Annotated in this window: 16 protein-coding genes and 1 pseudogene; 12 read left to right on the top strand and 5 right to left on the bottom strand. The window is 41.4% G+C overall.

Translation table 11 applies throughout. From position 1 onward, the window contains the following. Positions 1-104: 104 nt before the first annotated feature. The 4 genes from F7734_RS08525 to F7734_RS08510 all read left to right on the top strand — a co-directional run bounded on the left by F7734_RS08525 (position 105) and on the right by F7734_RS08510 (position 2,706). Positions 105-1,811, top strand: a complete 1,707-nt coding sequence (locus F7734_RS08525; RefSeq protein WP_155744263.1) for a DUF262 domain-containing protein — start codon at positions 105-107, stop codon at positions 1,809-1,811. 109 nt (positions 1,812-1,920) lie between these two features. Next, complete coding sequence (locus tag F7734_RS08520) at positions 1,921-2,187, top strand: type II toxin-antitoxin system HicB family antitoxin (protein ID WP_155744262.1); 267 nt, start codon at positions 1,921-1,923, stop codon at positions 2,185-2,187. Further along, on the top strand, positions 2,180-2,419 hold the full coding sequence (locus tag F7734_RS08515) for a type II toxin-antitoxin system HicA family toxin (RefSeq protein WP_155744261.1): 240 nt from the start codon (positions 2,180-2,182) through the stop codon (positions 2,417-2,419). Before F7734_RS08520 ends, F7734_RS08515 begins: the two co-directional genes overlap by 8 nt. A 29-nt stretch (positions 2,420-2,448) precedes the next feature. Then, the gene (locus tag F7734_RS08510) at positions 2,449-2,706 is read left to right on the top strand and encodes a type II toxin-antitoxin system HicB family antitoxin (protein ID WP_155744260.1); all 258 of its coding nucleotides are present in this window, start codon (positions 2,449-2,451) and stop codon (positions 2,704-2,706) included. A gap of 56 nt (positions 2,707-2,762) precedes the next feature. Here the strand turns inward: F7734_RS08510 and F7734_RS08505 are convergent, their stop codons facing one another. After that, positions 2,763-3,326: a Uma2 family endonuclease gene (locus F7734_RS08505; protein ID WP_166481796.1), complete on the bottom strand. Its 564-nt coding sequence runs from the start codon at positions 3,324-3,326 to the stop codon at positions 2,763-2,765. A 357-nt stretch (positions 3,327-3,683) separates the two neighbouring features. Here F7734_RS08505 and F7734_RS08495 point away from each other — a divergent pair, with 357 nt between their 5' ends. From F7734_RS08495 to F7734_RS08485, 3 genes are read left to right on the top strand one after another with little or no spacing between them, the layout of a single operon-like run. Continuing rightward, a complete protein-coding gene (locus tag F7734_RS08495; RefSeq protein ID WP_207714052.1) occupies positions 3,684-4,154 on the top strand; it encodes an SDR family oxidoreductase in 471 nt (156 codons plus the stop codon). 32 nt (positions 4,155-4,186) lie between these two features. Continuing rightward, positions 4,187-4,519: a hypothetical protein gene (locus tag F7734_RS08490; protein ID WP_155744257.1), complete on the top strand. Its 333-nt coding sequence runs from the start codon at positions 4,187-4,189 to the stop codon at positions 4,517-4,519. 7 nt (positions 4,520-4,526) lie between these two features. Further along, positions 4,527-4,979, top strand: coding sequence for a nucleic acid-binding protein (locus F7734_RS08485; RefSeq protein ID WP_155744256.1), 453 nt, complete (start codon positions 4,527-4,529; stop codon positions 4,977-4,979). Between the two features lie 228 nt (positions 4,980-5,207). Here the strand turns inward: F7734_RS08485 and F7734_RS08480 are convergent, their stop codons facing one another. From F7734_RS08480 to F7734_RS08470, 3 genes are all read right to left on the bottom strand, one after another. After that, entirely contained in the window at positions 5,208-8,084 is a 2,877-nt protein-coding gene (locus tag F7734_RS08480; RefSeq protein ID WP_155744255.1) for a choice-of-anchor I family protein, read from the bottom strand. 608 nt (positions 8,085-8,692) lie between these two features. After that, on the bottom strand, positions 8,693-9,511 hold the full coding sequence (locus tag F7734_RS08475) for a peptidylprolyl isomerase (RefSeq protein ID WP_155744254.1): 819 nt from the start codon (positions 9,509-9,511) through the stop codon (positions 8,693-8,695). A 268-nt stretch (positions 9,512-9,779) separates the two neighbouring features. Next, positions 9,780-13,214: a glycerophosphodiester phosphodiesterase family protein gene (locus tag F7734_RS08470; protein ID WP_347566151.1), complete on the bottom strand. Its 3,435-nt coding sequence runs from the start codon at positions 13,212-13,214 to the stop codon at positions 9,780-9,782. A 1,703-nt stretch (positions 13,215-14,917) separates the two neighbouring features. On the opposite strand from F7734_RS08470, the gene F7734_RS08465 reads away from it, so the two are divergent. The 5 genes from F7734_RS08465 to F7734_RS08445 all read left to right on the top strand — a co-directional run bounded on the left by F7734_RS08465 (position 14,918) and on the right by F7734_RS08445 (position 18,521). Next, positions 14,918-15,217, top strand: coding sequence for a hypothetical protein (locus F7734_RS08465; protein WP_155744252.1), 300 nt, complete (start codon positions 14,918-14,920; stop codon positions 15,215-15,217). 282 nt (positions 15,218-15,499) lie between these two features. After that, entirely contained in the window at positions 15,500-16,450 is a 951-nt protein-coding gene (pstC, locus tag F7734_RS08460; RefSeq protein ID WP_155744251.1) for a phosphate ABC transporter permease subunit PstC, read from the top strand. Positions 16,451-16,469: 19 nt separating this feature from the next. After that, positions 16,470-17,360 carry a phosphate ABC transporter permease PstA gene (gene pstA / locus F7734_RS08455; RefSeq protein ID WP_155744250.1) on the top strand — a complete coding sequence of 297 codons (891 nt, stop codon included), beginning with the start codon at positions 16,470-16,472 and terminating at the stop codon, positions 17,358-17,360. A gap of 68 nt (positions 17,361-17,428) precedes the next feature. Beyond that, positions 17,429-18,235, top strand: a complete 807-nt coding sequence (gene pstB / locus F7734_RS08450; protein ID WP_155744249.1) for a phosphate ABC transporter ATP-binding protein PstB — start codon at positions 17,429-17,431, stop codon at positions 18,233-18,235. A 37-nt stretch (positions 18,236-18,272) separates the two neighbouring features. Further along, positions 18,273-18,521: a hypothetical protein gene (locus F7734_RS08445; protein ID WP_243146754.1), complete on the top strand. Its 249-nt coding sequence runs from the start codon at positions 18,273-18,275 to the stop codon at positions 18,519-18,521. Between the two features lie 171 nt (positions 18,522-18,692). Here the strand turns inward: F7734_RS08445 and F7734_RS08440 are convergent. Next, positions 18,693-19,097, bottom strand: a pseudogene (locus F7734_RS08440) (NUDIX hydrolase); the annotation flags it as partial. Positions 19,098-19,104: the final 7 nt, after the last annotated feature.

Below are 19,104 nucleotides of genomic sequence, written 5' to 3'. Positions count from 1 at the left end.
TCCTAGGATACTGATGTTGAGCACAGCCTAAATATGAGTTTTTTTAAATATTGCAATGTTGTCTATAATTGTATAGGGAAACACATACATATATAAATTAAGTAATGAAAGCATCAGAAACAACTCTTCGCAACTTGCTAGAAGGAGGCAAACAATTTCAAATTCCTCTTTTCCAGAGACCATATTCATGGAAAGAGGATAATTGGGAGATTTTATGGAATGACTTAATAAGTATTTATACTGATGAAGTCAAAGGCTCTTATTTTTTGGGTCCTATAGTTACACAAGCAGAATTAGGAACAGCTGAGGGGATTACTCCCTTCGTAGTCATAGATGGGCAGCAACGTCTCACCACCTTGAGCATTCTCTTAGCAGTACTACGGAATCATCTTAAAAAATCTGATAAACAAATGTCAGAACAGATACATGAATTTTACTTGATTAACAAGTATCAGAAGAGTGATGATTTCTATAAAGTATTGCCTACTCAAGGCGATCGCGATGCTTATAAGAGCATAATTGATGGTAAAGCAACAAAAGGGAAAACTAAAGAATCATCGCCAGGACAAATCTATGAAGCCTATAAATTTTTTGATAAGCATCTCAAGCAACCTATCCTTGATGATGTTCTTCTTGACTTAAGCAAGTTGAAAACGATTATACTAGAGTGTTTAGTCTTAGTTAATATTACTTCTGGTGCTGACGACAACCCCTATCTTATTTTTGAAAGCTTAAATAATAAGGGTGAAGAACTCACTCAGGCAGACTTAGTGCGTAACTATATTTTTATGAAGTTGCCACCAGCAGAGCGAGATGAAGTTTATAACAGTGAATGGGCTACTCTTCAAGACAGATTTAAGGTAAAGTCTGGCGATAAGCCTTATGCAGAAGAACTGACAAATGCTTTTTGGTTTTATCTCAGAAAAGATGGTGAAGCCGTTAATCAAAAAGAAGTTTACAGAGGAGTAAAAAAACGATTTGATAAGTTAAAAAATGAAGAGAGCGTCAAAGCAGAATTACGAAATATTGTAAAGTTTGCTGATTACTATAAGCGGCTAAATTTTGAAGAAGAAGAGACCAACCCTAAGCTAAGGCATTGGTTCCAGAGATTGAAAAGGTTAAATTTTACAACTTGTCATATATTTCTTCTCAATATTTACCATGATTATGAAGAAGAACACTTATCAATTGACGAGTTTGAAGCAATATTAAGATATTTGGAATCCTATTTTGTCCGGCGCTTGTTTGCGGGAGTTTCTACAAAAAGCTTAGGAACAGTTTTTAACAACTTGTATAAAGAAGTAGAACAAGAAAATCCCAATCGTCTAGTTGATGGTTTATGTAAAGTTTTGAAGAAATATGACAAGAGTAAAGTTTGGCCTGACGATGATGCCTTTCGTAAAGGAATTATTGAGAGTAATTTATACACTAAAAGCTTGAGCGATCGAGCTAAACTTATTCTAGAAAGTTTAGAGGCATTTCTTACCAAGGAAAGGGTCGATCCAAGTGGGTTAACAGTCGAACACATTATGCCCCAAACATTACCGAAAGAGTGGAAAACAATGTTAGGGACAAACCATGCTTCTATTCATAAAAAGTGGCTGCACACTCTGGGTAATCTCACATTAACAGGATATAACCCTGAACTGTCTAACAAACCTTTTGAAGAAAAGTTAGTTCTCTTGAGCAACAGTAATGTAACCTTGAATCATTATTTTCAAAAAACAAAAGTTGATACATGGAATGAAGAGGCAATCAAAACTCGTGCTAAATATTTAGCAGACATCGCTATTAAAGTCTGGCCTAGGTAAGAAAAGTTAAGAGTTGTAGGTTGCGTGACCAACAGCCTAAAAACATATGGATAATATTGTATGGAGACTAAGATTCAATTAATCAAGAATGTTTGAGTAATGGAAAATTATGGAATTTTACACAGCGGTACTTAGACAAAATGCGGGTTACTGGGTGGCTTTATGCCTAGAAAATGGACTGGTGGGACAAGGCAATACTCAACAAGATGCGATCGCTAAGTTAAAAGATGCTATTGATTCTTTTGAATCTGTTTATGAGAGTGATAAAAATATTTACAAAGCTTCTATATCTATAGAAGAACTTCATGAGTTTTTAATGATAGAGGGCAAAGAGCAAAATTCAGATTTTTATGAATTAAGAAAAGTTTATGCCTAGAAATGTTCCAGCCCTCAAACCACGAGAATTAATCAAAATTTTAGAAGAAGGAGGTTGTTTCTTTTTAAGACAAGGGAAAGGTGATCATTGTCTATTTACGCGTGAGATTGAAGGTCAAAGGAGAGTTGTTCCAATAGATATGGGGGCAAGAGAGATGTCTCCTGCCTATGTTTTAAGAATTTTTAGGCAGTTTGGTTTTACAGATGAAGAAATTGAAAATCTTTTAAAGTAAAAGTTGTCTTTTAACAGCTATTAGGTATTATGAAGTCTCTACAAAACTATACTATTGTTATCTGTCCTGATGATAATGGTACTGTTGTCACCTATCTCCCAGCAATTCCTGGCTGTCATGCTTGGGGACAGACCCCAGATGAAGCTCGTGCTGAACTGGTTTGTGTTTTTGAAATGATTAAGGAAGAATACGAAGAACAAGGGCGTTCTCTCCCTAATGATGTCGAGCTGGTAATTGCCAATGCCAGAAGACAGCCAGCGAATTACAACGAGTTGCTCGGAAACTAGGGTTTGAAAAGGTGAGACATGTGCTCTGTTGGGAAGGATTGCAAAGCGCTGTATATTTAAAGTGACGGTGCCAGTATTTTTTGAGCGGTTGCATTGAGTTGCGGGAACGTAAGTGATACAACTGCTTGATTTCCAGTAAATACTGCTTGATTGTAAACTGAACCAGCTAGCGAACAGACTGTTACTTTGTCTTCTAACGGGTCAACAATCCAATATTCATTAACACCAAAGGCTGCGTACTCTAATTTTTTAGTATCGTAGTCCCGCTCAATAGATTCAGGAGAGACAACTTCAACAATAAGTGGTGGTGCCGTTTTCAGAACAGCCGATTTATTTTCAATGGAAGTAGCTTGTTGTTGAGTCATTACCAATACATCAGGTCGCCTAATTTGTGTGTTAGTCATGACCTCGACACCATTGGAACGTGGTTCTAATGTTAGTCCCAAACGTTCCTTTTCTAAAAAGAAGCGAACGACGAGAAAAGTGATAATTGCTTCATGTTTACCAGTACCAGGAGGCATTTCTATTAACACCCCGTTTTCCAGTTCGTAACGCTTGTCTGTACCGTCATTATAGGTTAGATACTCCTCAACAGTCATTTTTACAGGTGTTTGGGACACGGAAGCCTCCTAATATAGTTATGGATGCCTCTGAGAGGCGATGTCCCTATGATAAATAAACTATCTCGCTAGTATACAGTGCGATCGCTTAAAATTTTCAGGCAATATGATAGACGGAGAAAGAGAAATTAATGGGCAAAGAGTTTATTTTCAGTTGAAATTGTCTAAAAATCTGTTAGATACTTTATTTAGTAGTATCTCAGAGCGACCAATAATGGTATCAATGCTTGTGGTATGGATGCTGTTGCGGTAAACCTGGTGCATTCCAACGAAGTGCGAATTTATATAAAGGAGCCAGCGCTTTGGTTAGTTCTTTTCCACGTTCGGTAAGACCATAGGTAACTTGTGGGGGAATAGTTGGCTCATAGTGACTACGCAATGCTTCTTAATCTAACGGCACAGGAGCGGTTGGTTGATTTGGTAGCGCCATTAATGCAGCCCGGTGGGCGAATTCTTTTTGTAACCAGTCACCTAGCTCACTTCTATGGACAACAGCCAGTGTATAAGTTGTATGAACCTGTTGCAGCAAGTAAATATGCTGGTGAGCAGGCTCTCCGTAACCGCATTGCACAGCTTGCGGACAGAGGAATTAGTCTTGTAGTTGTCAGTGGTGATTTAATCGAAGGCACTATCACTCCCAAGCTAATGGAACGCTCCAACCGTGGACTTATTAATGAACGTTGCAAACAAGTTGGTTCATTACCAACCATTGAAGAATTTGCAAGGGCGATTGTTAATACTTGTGTAAATTCCAGTCTCGGCAGTGGTGCGACTGTGTTTGTTGGAAGCACTCAGGTGACAAATTCTGTGGAATCTGTAAATTGTTAGATTAGAGTAAAATTTAGATAAAAGAGGTAATTATGTCTGAGGATAATTTAGGTAGTAACCATAGCCAACAATCAATGGACTCGCTAGTACTTGAGATTGAAAAAATTCCTAGGGAATACTGGACAAACTTACTTCAGATAATTCGTTTATATGGTGAAAGTTTGACTAAAAAGCCAGCATCATCAGACGCTTGGGCTAAAGCTATGGATGAGATAAAAAACCCTGACCCAGTACTGAAAGCGGCACGACAGCAAGCTTTAAGCGAACTGCTGAGAAAATGGCAAGAAGAAGGAGACGAACAGGAACAAACTGAAACGGCGGAAGTTCTGCGTAAAGCACTAGAAGAACACCCTGTATCAATATAAACATTCCATGAGCAGAATAGTATTGCTAGATTCTGGTCCTTTAGGAATGGTGACAACTCCTAAAGCTATATCTCCTGTATATCAGGAGTGTAAACTGTGGTTTAATTCTCTTGGCTTGAGAGAATACACAGTAATGTTGCCTGAAATTGCTGATTATGAAGTTAGACGCGAATTGCTCCGGGTTAACAAACTAGCTGGTATCCAACGACTTGACGAACTCAAAGTTACTCTTGCATATCTTCCCATAACAACACAAGTGATGCTTTTAGCAGCTGAGTTATGGGCAGAGGCGCGACGTTCTGGAAAACCAACAGCAGATCCCAAGGCACTTGATGGAGATGTAATTTTAGCGGCTCAGGCAAGATTGGTGGCATCTGAAGGAAATGAAGTGATAATTGCTACAACTAATGTTAGCCATTTGTCTCAATTTGTTGATGCCCGTGAATGGCGATTAATTTAGTGAGAGATTAAGCTTTCATGTTTGATTTTTACTGCCTAAAAATATATGGATAATATGGTGTGGAGGCTCAAGTTTAATTAATCAAGAATGTGTGCTTGATAGAAAACTATGGAATCTTATACAACAGTACTTAGACAAAATGTAGGTTATTGGGTGGCTTTATGCCTAGAAAATGGATTTATGTGGCACGATCGCACCTAGAAGAAAATGCGATCGCACCACAGTTACCTAAGCAAGTGGAATTTCGTTATCAATTACACTCGCGATCGCCAACTCACTCTCAGAACCAATTCCTGTATTTAACTGTAATGGATTAGTATATAACTGCCCTAAAGAAAAACTATCCACTGAAGGTGAAATACCGCCTTGGTTCACAACATACCCTGGCTGAGAAGGGAAAACAGAGTTTGAGGAAACTGCGTGTGGCTGGAGAGTGTCAATCTCAAAGATAGTTGTAGAACCACTCACCTCATTTGCTACCACTAACAAAGGCTTCCCATTGGGGCTGTTGTTAGCAGAGACAAAAACTAATCCTTCGGGTCCGAGATCGCCAGCTGCTATGACTTGTTCTGTTGTGGGATCGGGATCTCCATCTTCATCAACGTCAAATTGAACGCTGAAGTCACGGGGGTTGATGTATTGAATAAAGTTGGGACTGGTTGGTTTGGAGATGTCATAAACCATAACACCACCAATCCGCTCTAGACCGATGAAAGCGTAAGTATTATCCCCTACAACTCCTGTAACAACTCCTTCTGGTTCCGGTCCTTTGTCATCGCTGCGGTTATCAAAGGTGCCGTTGCTGGTATTGTTGGAATTAAACTCTTGGGGGAAAAGTTGCGCTGCGATCTGCTCAAATTCATCTCCACTGTCGTAAACAAGTTTTCCCTGACTGTCCCAAATGGAGAAAGACCGACCCCCAAAGCTGTAGAGTTCGTCATAATCTCCATCGCCATCTGTATCCCCCAAAGTACTGGTAACGTACAAACGTCCCAAGGCATCATCTGCTTGTAAAGCTTTTGCGTTCGGGAAGGCTGTTGGATCGAGTTTGAGGTCTTTTACCCGTTTTTGTTCGCTAAAAGCATCATAATCACGGGCGTCTCCTTCATTGGCAGTGATGAGATAGGTCTGACCGTGAATTTCAAATGGGGCTATAGCATCAGGTTGATATATGCCGTTGATGGGCCAATTGCGGATGTTAATTGCTCCATCGCGATCGCTTGCATCAAGAGCATTGTTCAAACTGACGAGTCCCAAGCCAATGGGAACATCTGTTAAACCAAAGTCGTTGTCATTGAGTACGGCGATGGTTGTAGGATTGACAAGTGCCAAACCTTCTGGTTTATCAGTGAAGCCATATCCTAACTCTGCCAAATCTGCATAGAGTTCCTTGCTAGCGGGAGTAATGCCTTTTTGTGCAAGTTGCGCTGGAGTTAAGCTGTCAATAGTTTCACCACTTGCCAGAACGGAATCAGATAGTTTTTGTAAGTTGGTTGCGTTAGCTAAATTAATGCGATAAACGTTTTTAATAGAGTCATCACCAAAGCCAGAATCCCTCTCAATAACTAAAAATTCCCCAGTTTTATCGAGAGCAACAGCATCCCCAATCTTATCACTGCCTCTACCTATATCATCTTGAATGTAAAGATACTCACCTACGGTTGTTTTCGTAACCGGATCGAACTCTAGTATGCGAGTTGTCGCAGTTTGTCTGGCGCTGGGATTGTTTAACGGGGACTGAAGGAAGGCATAAACTTTGCCATCTTGGAATGCGATCGCTTCAAACCCCCGATTTGGTTGTCGCAAATTGTAAACTTCTGGTAAGGCGGGTGTTCCTACTTCAGATGGCAATCCCTGCGGTACATATCGTTCAATCAGTGTTCCATCAGCTTGGAAGTGGTAAATAGCAGGACGGTACTCATCTGCAGCCCAATAAGTCCCATCTGGTGCGCGAACAACTCCTTCTAAATCTGCACCTAGCGGATCGAACCCCAACAAATTGCCATTTGGATCTGCAGGTGTATCGGGATCTAAACCTCTTAAGTTAGGAAGCCCAGTCAGAGGAGTTCCGTCTTGTGTTTTCAAAAAGATACGCTCTGTAACTTCTAGGGTACCCGCATTTTTATCTAATTCAAAACGTACAAGTTGAGGTTGCAGATTTGGCAATAGGAAAATACGGTTACCATTCCTATCTTCCCCATCATCGGGACCGCGATCGAGATGAGTCAAAAACTGAAGATTACCAGTCTCCGGATTTATGCCCTCAAAATAAAGCCCGGAAAACCCACTTAATTTAATGTCGCCTTTGCTTTCAGTTGTACCAATAACGGGTAAGCTTGCTTCATCAAAAAAGAAGGTTTGAAGTGAGGGAGAAGCGTTATGGTCTTTAAAGCCAAGAGGTAGAATGTCAGTAACAGCACCCGTTTCTATATCTACAACTGCTAGAGCATTATTTTCTTGCAGCGTCACCCAAGCCGTTTTGGAATCTGGAGAAACCGCTATATATTCAGGCTCTAAATCTTGAGCCACTGAAGCATTAGGTCCGAAGATGCGAACACCCGCACTTCTCAACTCTTGGAGTTTGCTGTTGAATGCTTGAAAATCAGCCGTCGTCACATTATCTTGAGTGAGATTTTCGACTCCACAAGAAATGTCGATAATACTGACAGAACCTTCTGGATCGACAGTATAGTCATCATTGGGTTCCCCTTCATTAGCAACCAACACCTTTTTACCGTCAGGGGTAAAAGTCAACATATCAGGTAATGCCCCGACACTGACGGCATTCAAAAAGTTACCGTTAACGTCTACAAAAACAGCTTTTCCGGGTTCTTGGGTATTGTCGCTTTCAACAGCTATCGCGACAATACCATTCTTTACAGCAACGCTATTAGCAGAACCACCAAAAGCCTCCGCATCAATTGAAAACAGTTTAGTAGGATTGCTCGGATTGCTCAAATCCAAGACATCCACTGTTACACTATCAGCATTCACCACAAAAAGACGTTGTGAATCGCGATCGTAAGCTGGAATCTCAGCAGCTCCTTCGTCAAAAATACCCGTAGCATAAGTACCAATTGGTGTGAGTTTAATTGGAGTAGTCATTGAATTCCCTTATTTTATGGACTCTTGAACTTTTTGTTACCAAGCACAAACCAGATCGACTGGCTGAGGAACTGCTCTTCTAGTAAAAATAATGTATAGAAAATAGCTTTAACAAAATTAAATAAAAGTTTATATATTTTTAAATATAAGGTTAGGGGGTTAGATCCCCGACTTCTTATATCAAATCCGGTAGCATCTGAATGATTAAAAAACCGCAGAGGGCGCACCAGAGCGCAGAGAAGGAGAAAAGAGAAATAATTCCGATACAAACGGATTTGATATTAAAGAAGTCAGGGATCTGACCGCCCAGTAAAATTTCTAATAAGCTGTGCGATCGCTAGTCGTTCTACTGAGTACATCAAACACCGTTTCGGCTCTCAATAAATGTTAATTTTTAAACTATTTTAATAGTAAATATACTAGGTTTTCACGCAACTTTTATTAAGAATAGGTAAAAAAAAGGTTAAAAAGCTCGCTCTTTTCCTCTGCGTTCTCTGCGCCTCTGCGGTTCTATCATTAAAAAATTTTTCCCCTACAAAGCCGCATCAAAAATCTGTCGCCAATTAGTACTAACGACTTCGACTACTAAGGAGACAGATGCCTTTGCCCTAGCTTAAATTATTTGCATCCGCATTAACCACACGGGAAGCACTGTCAAGACTCTTAATTCCCTTGTGTTCATCTTGAATATCTGGGAAATCATCTTTAATATTCTGCATACACTCTTTTAACTGAGTTTGCAACCAATTCTCATATAATTCATTCAGGAGACGCTGCTTTGTTGCTTCATCTAATTGTGCTGGTAAAAACTTTTCAAGCCGCAGTATTACGATCCAATCACCTAAAGGCGTCGGTGGCAAAAGTTGACCGGGTTGAACGGATGACAGCATTTTAGCTAAGACTGGATGGGGAACTCCTAACTCCACAGGACCCAGTATACCCCCTGTTTGGGCTTCCGGACCATCTGAATATTCGCGAGCTAGTTCGCTAAACGATTGTTCTCCTTCTTGAATTCGGAAGTACAATTCTTGGGCAATGCAAATGTCTTTAACCCGTATCAGGGAATAAACAACTCTATCTAACTTTGCTTTGCGTTGGACAAAGTAAGATTGCAATTTATCTCCCCAAGTCGCTTTCTTGAAGCTTTCGAGTTTGACGTTACGGGTGACTTGATAATCAAGTTGTTTGCGGTCTATTCCACGGGCTTGCAACCAAGCTTCGAGATCCGCATCGGAATTCAGCTGTTGCTGTTGGTAAAACTGCTTGTAAATCTGAGCTACTTCTTCTTGTGATAGGGTAATATTAGAGACTGCTGATTCTACGACGATTTCTTGTACTAACTGCGGTAATATCCCGTACTGCTTTAGTAGAGGAATTATATTAGTTTTTGTAATAATTTGCGAACCTACTTGTAAAATTGGAGTCATAAACAGTTAAATTTCAAATATATCAAGAAAACTATAGAGCAGCAAGCACCCTGTTTAGGAATTTTATGTAAGTTAAAAGTATAAATTTATACCCACTAACGGTATAACAAGAAACTTAGCTCTTCTAAAGTATTTTAATTGTATTTCTCGTAGTTTAGACACAAAGCAGGTTAGATTCCCGACTTCCTTAAGAATATGACTGGCAAATGAAGGGTCTGACCCCTCACCTCGTTCCCAGCCAAAGGCTGGGAACGAGAGAGTACTACATCTAAGCAAGCAAGCTATCGGTATTAGCGATGGCTAGATTATCGTTACCTAAACCATACTGCAGGCCAGCAAGTCCCACACGCGGATCGAGATTGAGTGTTGTTCCTAACTCAAGCACAATAATTTCGTTGTTGTCAGGAGCAGAGGAGCGCCCACCACCACCAGGGTAGTTGTTATCATTGGCAACTAAGATAGTCTTACTATCCAGCACCAACACATCTTCGATAGTCACGAAGGGGAAAGTAAATAAGTTGCTACCATCTTTATTCAAGTCTTGTGGATCTTGAACGTTCAGCAGGTTGGCAATTTCCTCTTTGGCAACAAAGCCATTGGCATCTTTCTGAGAAAGGTCAACTTTGAAAATCTTCTTGAACTGTGCGGTTGCACCTTGACCGTTATCACGTTCGATGACAAGATATTCATTTTCGTTAACAACGGCGAAATCACCAATAGCGTTGTTTGGGTTCTCCAAACGATAGTAACCAGCAATACCATCATACTTGTTCGATAGCAGATCGTATTTATAGATTCTCAACGAACCTACCGGATCGCCCACCACAGTTCCTTCAAGTAATGGGTAAAGAGTCGTTTTACTGGGGTTAATTGCTAAACCCTCAAATCCTCTAGAACCACCAAGGTTAGAAACTATAGGTTCGCCTACATAGAGATCTCGTACCGTATCTCCTGTTCCGGGGAAGTCCGTGAAGAAACCATCAACTCCCAACTCGATGAACTGCTTGTACTCCTGTAGTGGATCGCCGTTATAATCAGATGCTAGGAAAACGCTTTCATTGCGGAAGGTGTAAGGATGCACCAACAATCCGGCAGTGTGAGCATCTCGAACTAAAGTTGTTGGATTGCCCAAAACTCTATCCGCATCTGTAATTGTACGATCGCCGTTCAGGTCATCTGGTTGACCATCGCCATTGCGGTCAACTGTTTGCGCCGGAACAATTAAACGTTTGTTGGGACCGATACCAGCTGCGTAGTCATTAACAAAATCTAGCCCTGTTGGGGTTGCTAAGTCCCCGTAGGTACGAGAGTCGCCACTGACTACAAAGTCATAAGGCTTCTCTGTTGCACCACCATATAATTGAACGAGTGGTACGTCAATTCCTGCATTGGGCAACAGTACATTATTTAGTTCCTGTAGATTGCCCACTTCAAAAGATTGGATGAAGATCCGTGTTGGATCGGTAAAGCCTTTGGCAACTAAGGTATCAACTAATTCTTTACCCAAGTTGGTATTGATGGGGCTACCGTCGATGCGCTTGCCTTCAGTGGCAAAATAGGTGGGATGCTTGGTTTCAGGATAAATGCCAATCTTACGTCCGGTTTCTCTTTCAACCTGCTGCACCAAATCAATGACTTCTGCTAGGGTAGGAACCTTTAAACCATCATTGTTATACTTGGTTCCTCGTAAATCGGGTAAGCGTTCAATGGCATTGAGAGTTTTAATTTCTGCCAGAGTTAGGTCTTCTGAGAACCAGCCCCGGATAGTACGACCATCAATGACTTTAGTGGTTAAGCGATCGGCAAAATCAGGACGTAGGTAAATGTCGGTACTGGTGTCGGAAGTGTTGATCGTACCATCTGCGTTCAGAATGGCAAGAGCGTTTTCGTGACGGGCAATTAACACTCCATCTTTGGTAGCAACTAGATCGGGTTCGATAAAATCAGCACCTAATGCGATCGCTAATTTATAAGCTTCCAAAGTATGCTCTGGACGAGATCCGCTAGCTCCTCTATGACCGATAACAATAGGAGCGCTACCTGTTAATGTATCAAATTCAGCCCTTTGTAGAACATCAGGGTTGTCAGGAGAACGTACAAAAGTTGCAGTGATTTGGTCGCGAACCAAGTCAGCAGTACCGGGAAAATCACTGAAGAGAGCATCAACGCCAAGCTGGTAAAACTGTCTGTACTCCAGTTGTGGGTTGCCGTTGTAATCTGATGCTAGAAAACGTCCTTCATCACGGAAGGTATAAGGATGTACTTGTAACCCTGCTGCATGGGCATCTTGTACCAAGGTTGTTGGTGGAGTGGTCACTTTATCAGCATCATTGATGACACCATCATTGTTGAGGTCATCTGGATTGCCATCTCCATTGCGATCCACTGTCTTCACTGAGACAATCATCCGCTTCCACGGACCAATGCCATCAGCATAAGTAGCAATTTCTTTCAAGCCTTCTGGAGTCCGCAGGTCTGCATAAGTACGGGAATCGCCGTTGACAACGAAATCATAAGGTTTGGTTTCAATCAACGAACCATCATCTCTAACATCAGTAGCATCTAACAACTGAACCAAAGGAATATTTGTTTTCTGATTCAGTTCTTTGAGGTTGCTGGTTTCAAAGGATTGGATAAAAATCCGACTGGGGTCAGTAAACCCTGTTTTTTCTAAAGTTGCCAACAGGGGTTCTTCTAAAGACAGCCCAATAGAGTCATGGTAGGTGGGATGTTTGGTTTCAGGATAAATACCAATTTTCTTCCCTGTTTGTGCTTCTACCTCTTTAACCAAATTGATGACTTCTTCTAGGGTAGGAATTTCAAACACTCCGTTAAAGACTTGCGGGCGGTAGCTTTGAGGCATAATTGCCCGTAGAGTTTTGATTTCTGCGAGGGTAAAATCTTCCGCCCAAAAACCGTCCTCAGTCACTCCATCAATAACTTTAGTTTTTCTACGATCGGCAAACTCAGAACGAGTTAGGACATCAGTTGTCGCAATCAAATTGGGTTCGTGACGGGCGATTAGCACTCCATCTTTGGTAGAAACCAAGTCTGGTTCAATGAAATCTGCGCCTCGCTCGATCGCTAGCTTGTAAGCTTCGAGAGTGTGTTCTGGCAATTCACCGCTTGCACCTCGGTGTCCCACAACCAGAGGGGCTTGACCGTTGAGGGTGTTGAGTTTAATAACGCTACTGTTAGGTGTGGGGATAGGAGCCTCAAGCAATTTACCCGTGCTGTCAAAATGCAGCAAGTAAGGACCGAACTCGTCACCGACCCAAAGTGTGCCGTCTTTTGCTAGGACAAAAGATTCTACATCAAAATCTGCACCTGTTAACAAGCGATCGCTCGTACCTTCATTAACAATGTTAAAGGGGACTTGGTTATCTGGGTCAGATAGTTGGATGTAGTTCAATACCTTAACACTACCATCACCCCCTTCTATACCTTGAAAGCTGGGGTCAAGGCGATAAATTCGTAATAGGTAATCAGCGCTATTATTTTTTGCACCAAAACCATTGTCTGTTAAAAACCAAAAGGTGTTTTGGTCGGCAAACTGTACACCACTAAAGCCCTGAACTGGTTGACCTGGGAATGGAATTGTTCTTCCATTGGTGCTTGTAAGAAATCTGCCAGATTGAGGACCTTCGGCAAATGTATCTGCGCTTAGAACTGCAAATCCCTTGAGTGTTACGTCTGCCATAATTTTTTCCTATTTTGATAGACACACAATGTCCTGAGCTATGGATGTTCCGCTTATCCATAGCAAAGGACAATGGCTTTTTTGAACGATAAAGGATGAAGTTTGAAGGATAAAGTATTTCATTTTTTAGACTTGATACTGCTTCTTGCTTCATCTTTATTCCTTCATGCTTTAGGCTCTTTTGAACCCTCTAATTTCTTTATAAGAATTAAAATTAGATCGTGAAGGTCGAGCCAGCGGTTTCCGTAGAAAGTCTCTAAGGATACATTTCGTGCATTTAACCTAATAAAATGCACGGAAGTCTGAGTTAAGCTTTCTATACATTTCCATCCAAACGCCTGTAGGTTAAGAACAATAAATGTTTTGATTAAGATTCAGTATTTTTTCTAAATGAGTATGCAGTGAGAGAATCATTTTCTATGGAAAAATACTTAAAAATTTAGGAAAATTTAACCCAATTGTCAAATAACAAGCACTTAAACAAAATCCTCAATCTTCCTACAGTCTGTTGAAATTACCTATGTCAACCTTTAAAGAAGAGGTTACTGTAGAAAAAATGATTACACATTGTGCTAATGAAAGAGGAATGAGCACCTTGAGAAATATTGAGGGTTTGGAGGAGGCGATTGAAGCTATTAGTCTGAAAATGACTAGAACGATTTTTCACTAAAAGAACGGTTCACACCCAGAAAATAACCTCTCACGACTCTATATTGTACTAGTTTGGCGATCGCTTTGTTAGAAAAGTTGACTGAAGAATACGACTAGAGCCAGCTTAAAACTCACTTCAATTGCCAATGCACTTTTGTGGATTTTAAGGCGATAAGACCCCTACTGAACTCCCGTGAGCGTAGCTACGGGTTTTTTGCCCTCTTTTTGACTACTGTATCAGCGCTCTAGTTTCAATCGCGTATGGAGATCGTTTGGTGAAATGCGAGAAAATTCTTCAAATCTTGTTTTTTGTTCCGAATAAGTCCGAGCCTTTGTAACTTTTATATAGTATAAATGTAACTTATTTGTTAACAGCATTTGTTTTTCGGCAGATTTTCATTGAGAACTAAATCGTTGATTTTAATCTCTTCTTAATCTAAACTTAATCTTAGACTACTAAAAATTCGGTCATTTCTTGTACTAACTTGACAGTGTCCAACTGAAAATATGCAATGTCTGAAACAGCTTGGCTATCCTTACTCAGTTTTTCTTTAGCGTTACTGAAGCGTGCGTATGAATGATTTTTTAGCCTCACGCCAAGACGCCGAGCTTTTTTTGCGTCTTGGAGCCAATGCTTCTAGCAAAGATGACAAAATTGTAGGCATTATATCTTTAGAATCCAGCAAAAACTGCTGAAAAACTGCGTTTTCATTCTATATTGAAACAGTGACTGAGATAGCTTTTGGTCTGGCTGATTTATTGCGCCGCCTAAACCTATTGAAAAAGGACTCTATTTTCCGCCAAATTTTTAAATAAGTCCCACTACTTACAGTAGTTTTCATTTGTTTAGACATATGCTGCTGTACAACTGTAGTGTCTAACTTCCTGCTGCGTAGTGCATCTACCAGAAAATCGCTGTCACCTGTTCCTTACTATGCGTGTGTAAGTAACAAGCGCAGTGTGAAAATCCCTAATATTACACGTCCATGCTTTTTCGTTATCCTGTAATAAATAATTTTAGATTTACAAAAGCATTTTCAGTTGTAGCACTAACAATGAGCTTAGCTGCATGCAGCGGTAGAGAGGAAGCACAAAACGGTCTGACTCCTAGCGATTCCCCTTCTGGTTCTACTAAAGAAACCACTGCTACTGCCTCTGGAAAAAACATACGCAATATATCATTAACTGGTGCTGGTGCCTCTTTCCCCTCACCATTATATCAGTCTTGGTTCCAAGCTTATGTTTCTCTACCTGAAAGCGTACTTAAAAAAGTTGCTGCTGCTGCCGATGCCATCAGCCCTGATTATAAAATTGCTATAGATGTCAATCATTCTGTTGCCAGTGCTAGCAAATAGCACTCAGTAAAAGTAAAAAGTTAAGATTGACCGAAAAGTAGTTCAAAAGTTCAGCAGTGCAAGAGAATTAATTGCTATAAGTCCCTGAATTCATTTATAGAGAAAGAATCGGAATTTTGAGCACAAGTGTAGCCCAAACTAAAACAGCGTCCAGATAAATCAAGCGCTTTGAAGGGAGGGATCGAGCTCGGGACTTGCTGAAGTTCAGGCAGTCCTTCTGAAGAAAATTGACATATGTAGTTTACTCCCAAGTTTTTTCCCAGCTCAAGGGTGAAGTCATTCATGAATACACAAATCGACAATCTTCAATCTCAAATTAAACCTCGCTTTCACGTGGAAAAGTCTTTGGATGGAGGTTTTATTTGGCTGACTCGGATGTTTGCACTAGCAGTTGCAGTTATTTTGCTGTGGATCGCCATACAGGTTGCCATTGAGGCGATACCCGCACTCCAAAAGTTTGGAGCTAGCTTTTTGGTTACAAGCGCTTGGAACCCAGTTAGGAGTGAGTATGGAGTGCTACCGCAAATTTACGGCACTTTGGTCAGCGCTTTGATTGGTTTGCTCATAGCCGTACCCATCGGCGTTGGCACGGCGGTGTTACTGAGCGAAAATTTGCTGCCATCCTCAGTTAGACTGATACTAGTTTTCCTAGTAGAACTACTGGCAGCGATTCCTAGTGTTGTCTATGGAATCTGGGGAGTTTTCGTTTTAGTTCCTCTGTTATCAGGATTTGGAAAATGGGCGAACGCTAACTTGGGTTTTGTACCTATTTTTAGCACTCCTCCCACAGGCCCTGGGATGTTAAGTGCAGGTGTCATCTTGGCAATTATGACTTTGCCAATCATTACAGCTATCTCCCGCGATGCACTGATCTCTGTGCCCTCTAGTTTGCGCCAAGCTGCTATGGGACTAGGTGCCACCCGGTGGGAAACGATTTTCAAAGTTCTGCTTCCGGCGGCTTTTTCAGGCATTGTGAGTGCTGTGATGCTGGGGCTGGGTCGGGCGATGGGAGAAACAATGGCTGTCACGATGCTCATTGGCAACGCAAACGTCATTAATGTTTCTGTGTTTGCACCAGCCAATACGATTTCTTCTCTGTTGGCAAATCAATTTGCGGAAGCCAGTGGTTTGCAAGTCAGTGCTCTGATGTATGCCGCATTAGTTCTGTTTGTTTTGACTCTGCTGGTAAACATTCTGGCAGAGTTAATCGTTGTGCAAGTAAAGCGAATATAGGATTTGACTTGAATAACTCATGAATTCTCCTGTTCCAAACAAGCCGTCTGCCAGCTATATCGGCAGCCTAGCTCGTTCTCCCATGTCTTCGAGGACTCTATTTAGCACGGTGATGACAGTTGTCGCATTTCTCTGCAGTTTTCTCGCGCTTTTACCTTTGATAGCAGTGCTTTCTTACGTCATCATTCAAGGCGCTAGCAGTCTCAAACCCAGCTTGTTTACCGAATTGCCACCGCCACCATTGCTCCAAAAAGGGGGTATTGGGAATGCGATCGTGGGAACATTATTTATGGTAGGAATCGGTGGTCTGATTAGCATTCCCTTTGGAGTTTTGGCAGCCATCTATTTAACTGAATTTAGTTCTGGTCAGCTATCGCGTTGGATTCGCTTTGCGACTAACGTTCTGAGTGGAGTCCCCTCAATCATTGCAGGTGTTTTTGCTTACGGTATTGTCGTAGCTAGGATGGGTGGATTCTCTGCGGTGGCAGGGGGATTTGCTTTGTCTATTTTGATGTTGCCAATTATTGTGCGAACAGCTGATGAAGCTTTGCAATTGGTGTCACAAGATTTACGAACTGCGGCTGTGGGATTAGGTGCCACGAACTTTCAGACAGTTGCACTCGTTGTTGTGCCAGCTGCACTACCAGCAATTGTCACGGGTGCAACTTTGGCGATCGCCCGTGCGGCTGGAGAAACTGCACCTTTGTTGTTTACGGCTCTCTTCTCTCAGTACTGGCCCCGTGATGTATTCGGACCGACAGCTTCTCTGGCTGTGTTGGTTTATAACTTCGCTATTTCTCCCTTTAAAAATTGGCAATCACTTGCTTGGGCAGCGTCTCTGATTTTGGTGCTTTTGGTTCTACTGACTAGCATCATCGCTCGCGTGGCAACGAGTCGCGCACTTAGATAAATCACACACAAAGAATCAGTAGAACCAACGGAAAGTTTAACGACACATAATGTAAATCTCTAAAATTTATGGCAACTAAGACAAAGACTGAAAATCAAACGAAAATTGTTTTACGTACAGAGGATCTCAACGTCTATTACGGCAAATTTTTAGCGTTAAGTAAGATTTGGCTTGAGATTCCTCAAAATCGAGTCACTGCCTTCATTGGTCCTTCTGGTTGTGGAAAAAGTACCTTGCTGCGATGTTATAACCGCCTCAACGACTCAATTGCGGGGTTCCGTACTGAAGGAAAAGTTTATTACCAGAAGGAAAATTTGTATGCACCTCACATCGACCCTGTTCTAGTACGTCGTAGAATTGGAATGGTGTTTCAAAGACCAAACCCATTTCCAAAGTCAATTTATGACAATATTGCCTTTGGTCCGAGGCTCAATGGCTTCAAAGGGAATATGGATGAATTGGTAGAGCGATCGCTCCGACAAGCGGCTTTGTGGGATGAAGTCAAAGATAAACTACGCCAAAGTGGCTTATCCTTGTCTGGAGGACAACAACAGCGCTTGTGTATTGCGCGTGCCCTCGCAGTGCAGCCAGAAGTCATTCTCATGGATGAACCTTGCTCCGCACTTGACCCCATCTCCACCATACGGGTTGAAAACTTGCTGCACGAACTCAAACAGCATTACACAATCATTATTGTGACTCACAATATGCAACAAGCTTTACGAGTGTCCGATATGACTGCCTTTTTTAACGTTCAAACAACAGACAACGGCAATCGTACTGGTTACCTTGTAGAGTATGACAGCACAGAAGCCATTTTCCAAGATCCCAAACAGAAAGATACTAAAGAGTACGTTAGTGGTAAGTTTGGTTGAAATTGGCTCTCTTCTGAAGAAACACGGTTTCACGCCCGTGTTTCTTTCATCGCACGTTGTGTACGCAAGAACCTGTTGCTCCGGTGGAGTTGGGCACACCGGGCACGTTTTAGCGGCTTGGCTTGTGGCTGGACGAGGATTCTCGAACTCTTCAGCGATCGCCGCCAGCAAAAAAACTGGAAAAAATCTTGATGAAGCAGTCATCGCTGCCCCTTTCAAAGGTCGAAATCCCTGGAAAGTTGCTGCCGAACTCAATACTCTGCTAGATGAGTGCAATCAACTTTAGTGTTAGCCATTGCTATGGTTTTCTGAAGATTGAAGTCAACGATTAAGTAGATTTAAACTCAGTCAAGTGAATGATTGATTTGCTGAGTTTAACTTCATTTTTATCAAAATACCTAATTGAGGTTTTTAGAATCGAGCTAGCTTTAAGATGCACAAAAGAAGTTGATTGTGTTTGGAGAAAACCTTTAAGAATCCGTTTGACTGAACCTTTCTTAACCCGCTTAACAGCTTGGGTTACATCTATCCACTGCCTCTGTCTTTGACCTACTTCTGGATAATCTTCTAATACTGTCTCGACTGGTAACAAAAACACCTGAACCTTGTATGTCTTGCCTTTTTTACGATATTTGTAAGTGTTAAGTTTATGAGTATCTACTTGCCCTACAACCCCAGCTTCTTCCCATGCCTCTTTTGCGGCTGAAGCGGCTGGACTCATTCCATTTGCAACACCACCTTTAGGAATTCCCCAATTTTGACTGTTGCGGCTCGTAATCAACAAAACTTCAATGTTTCCATTTTTTACTCTATAGGGAATCACCCCAGATTGCTGAAATACTTTGCTGACTTTGCGACTCATCCGACTT

This window comes from Scytonema sp. UIC 10036 (genome assembly GCF_009725235.1).
This window is presented reverse-complemented; position numbering and strand designations above follow the sequence as displayed.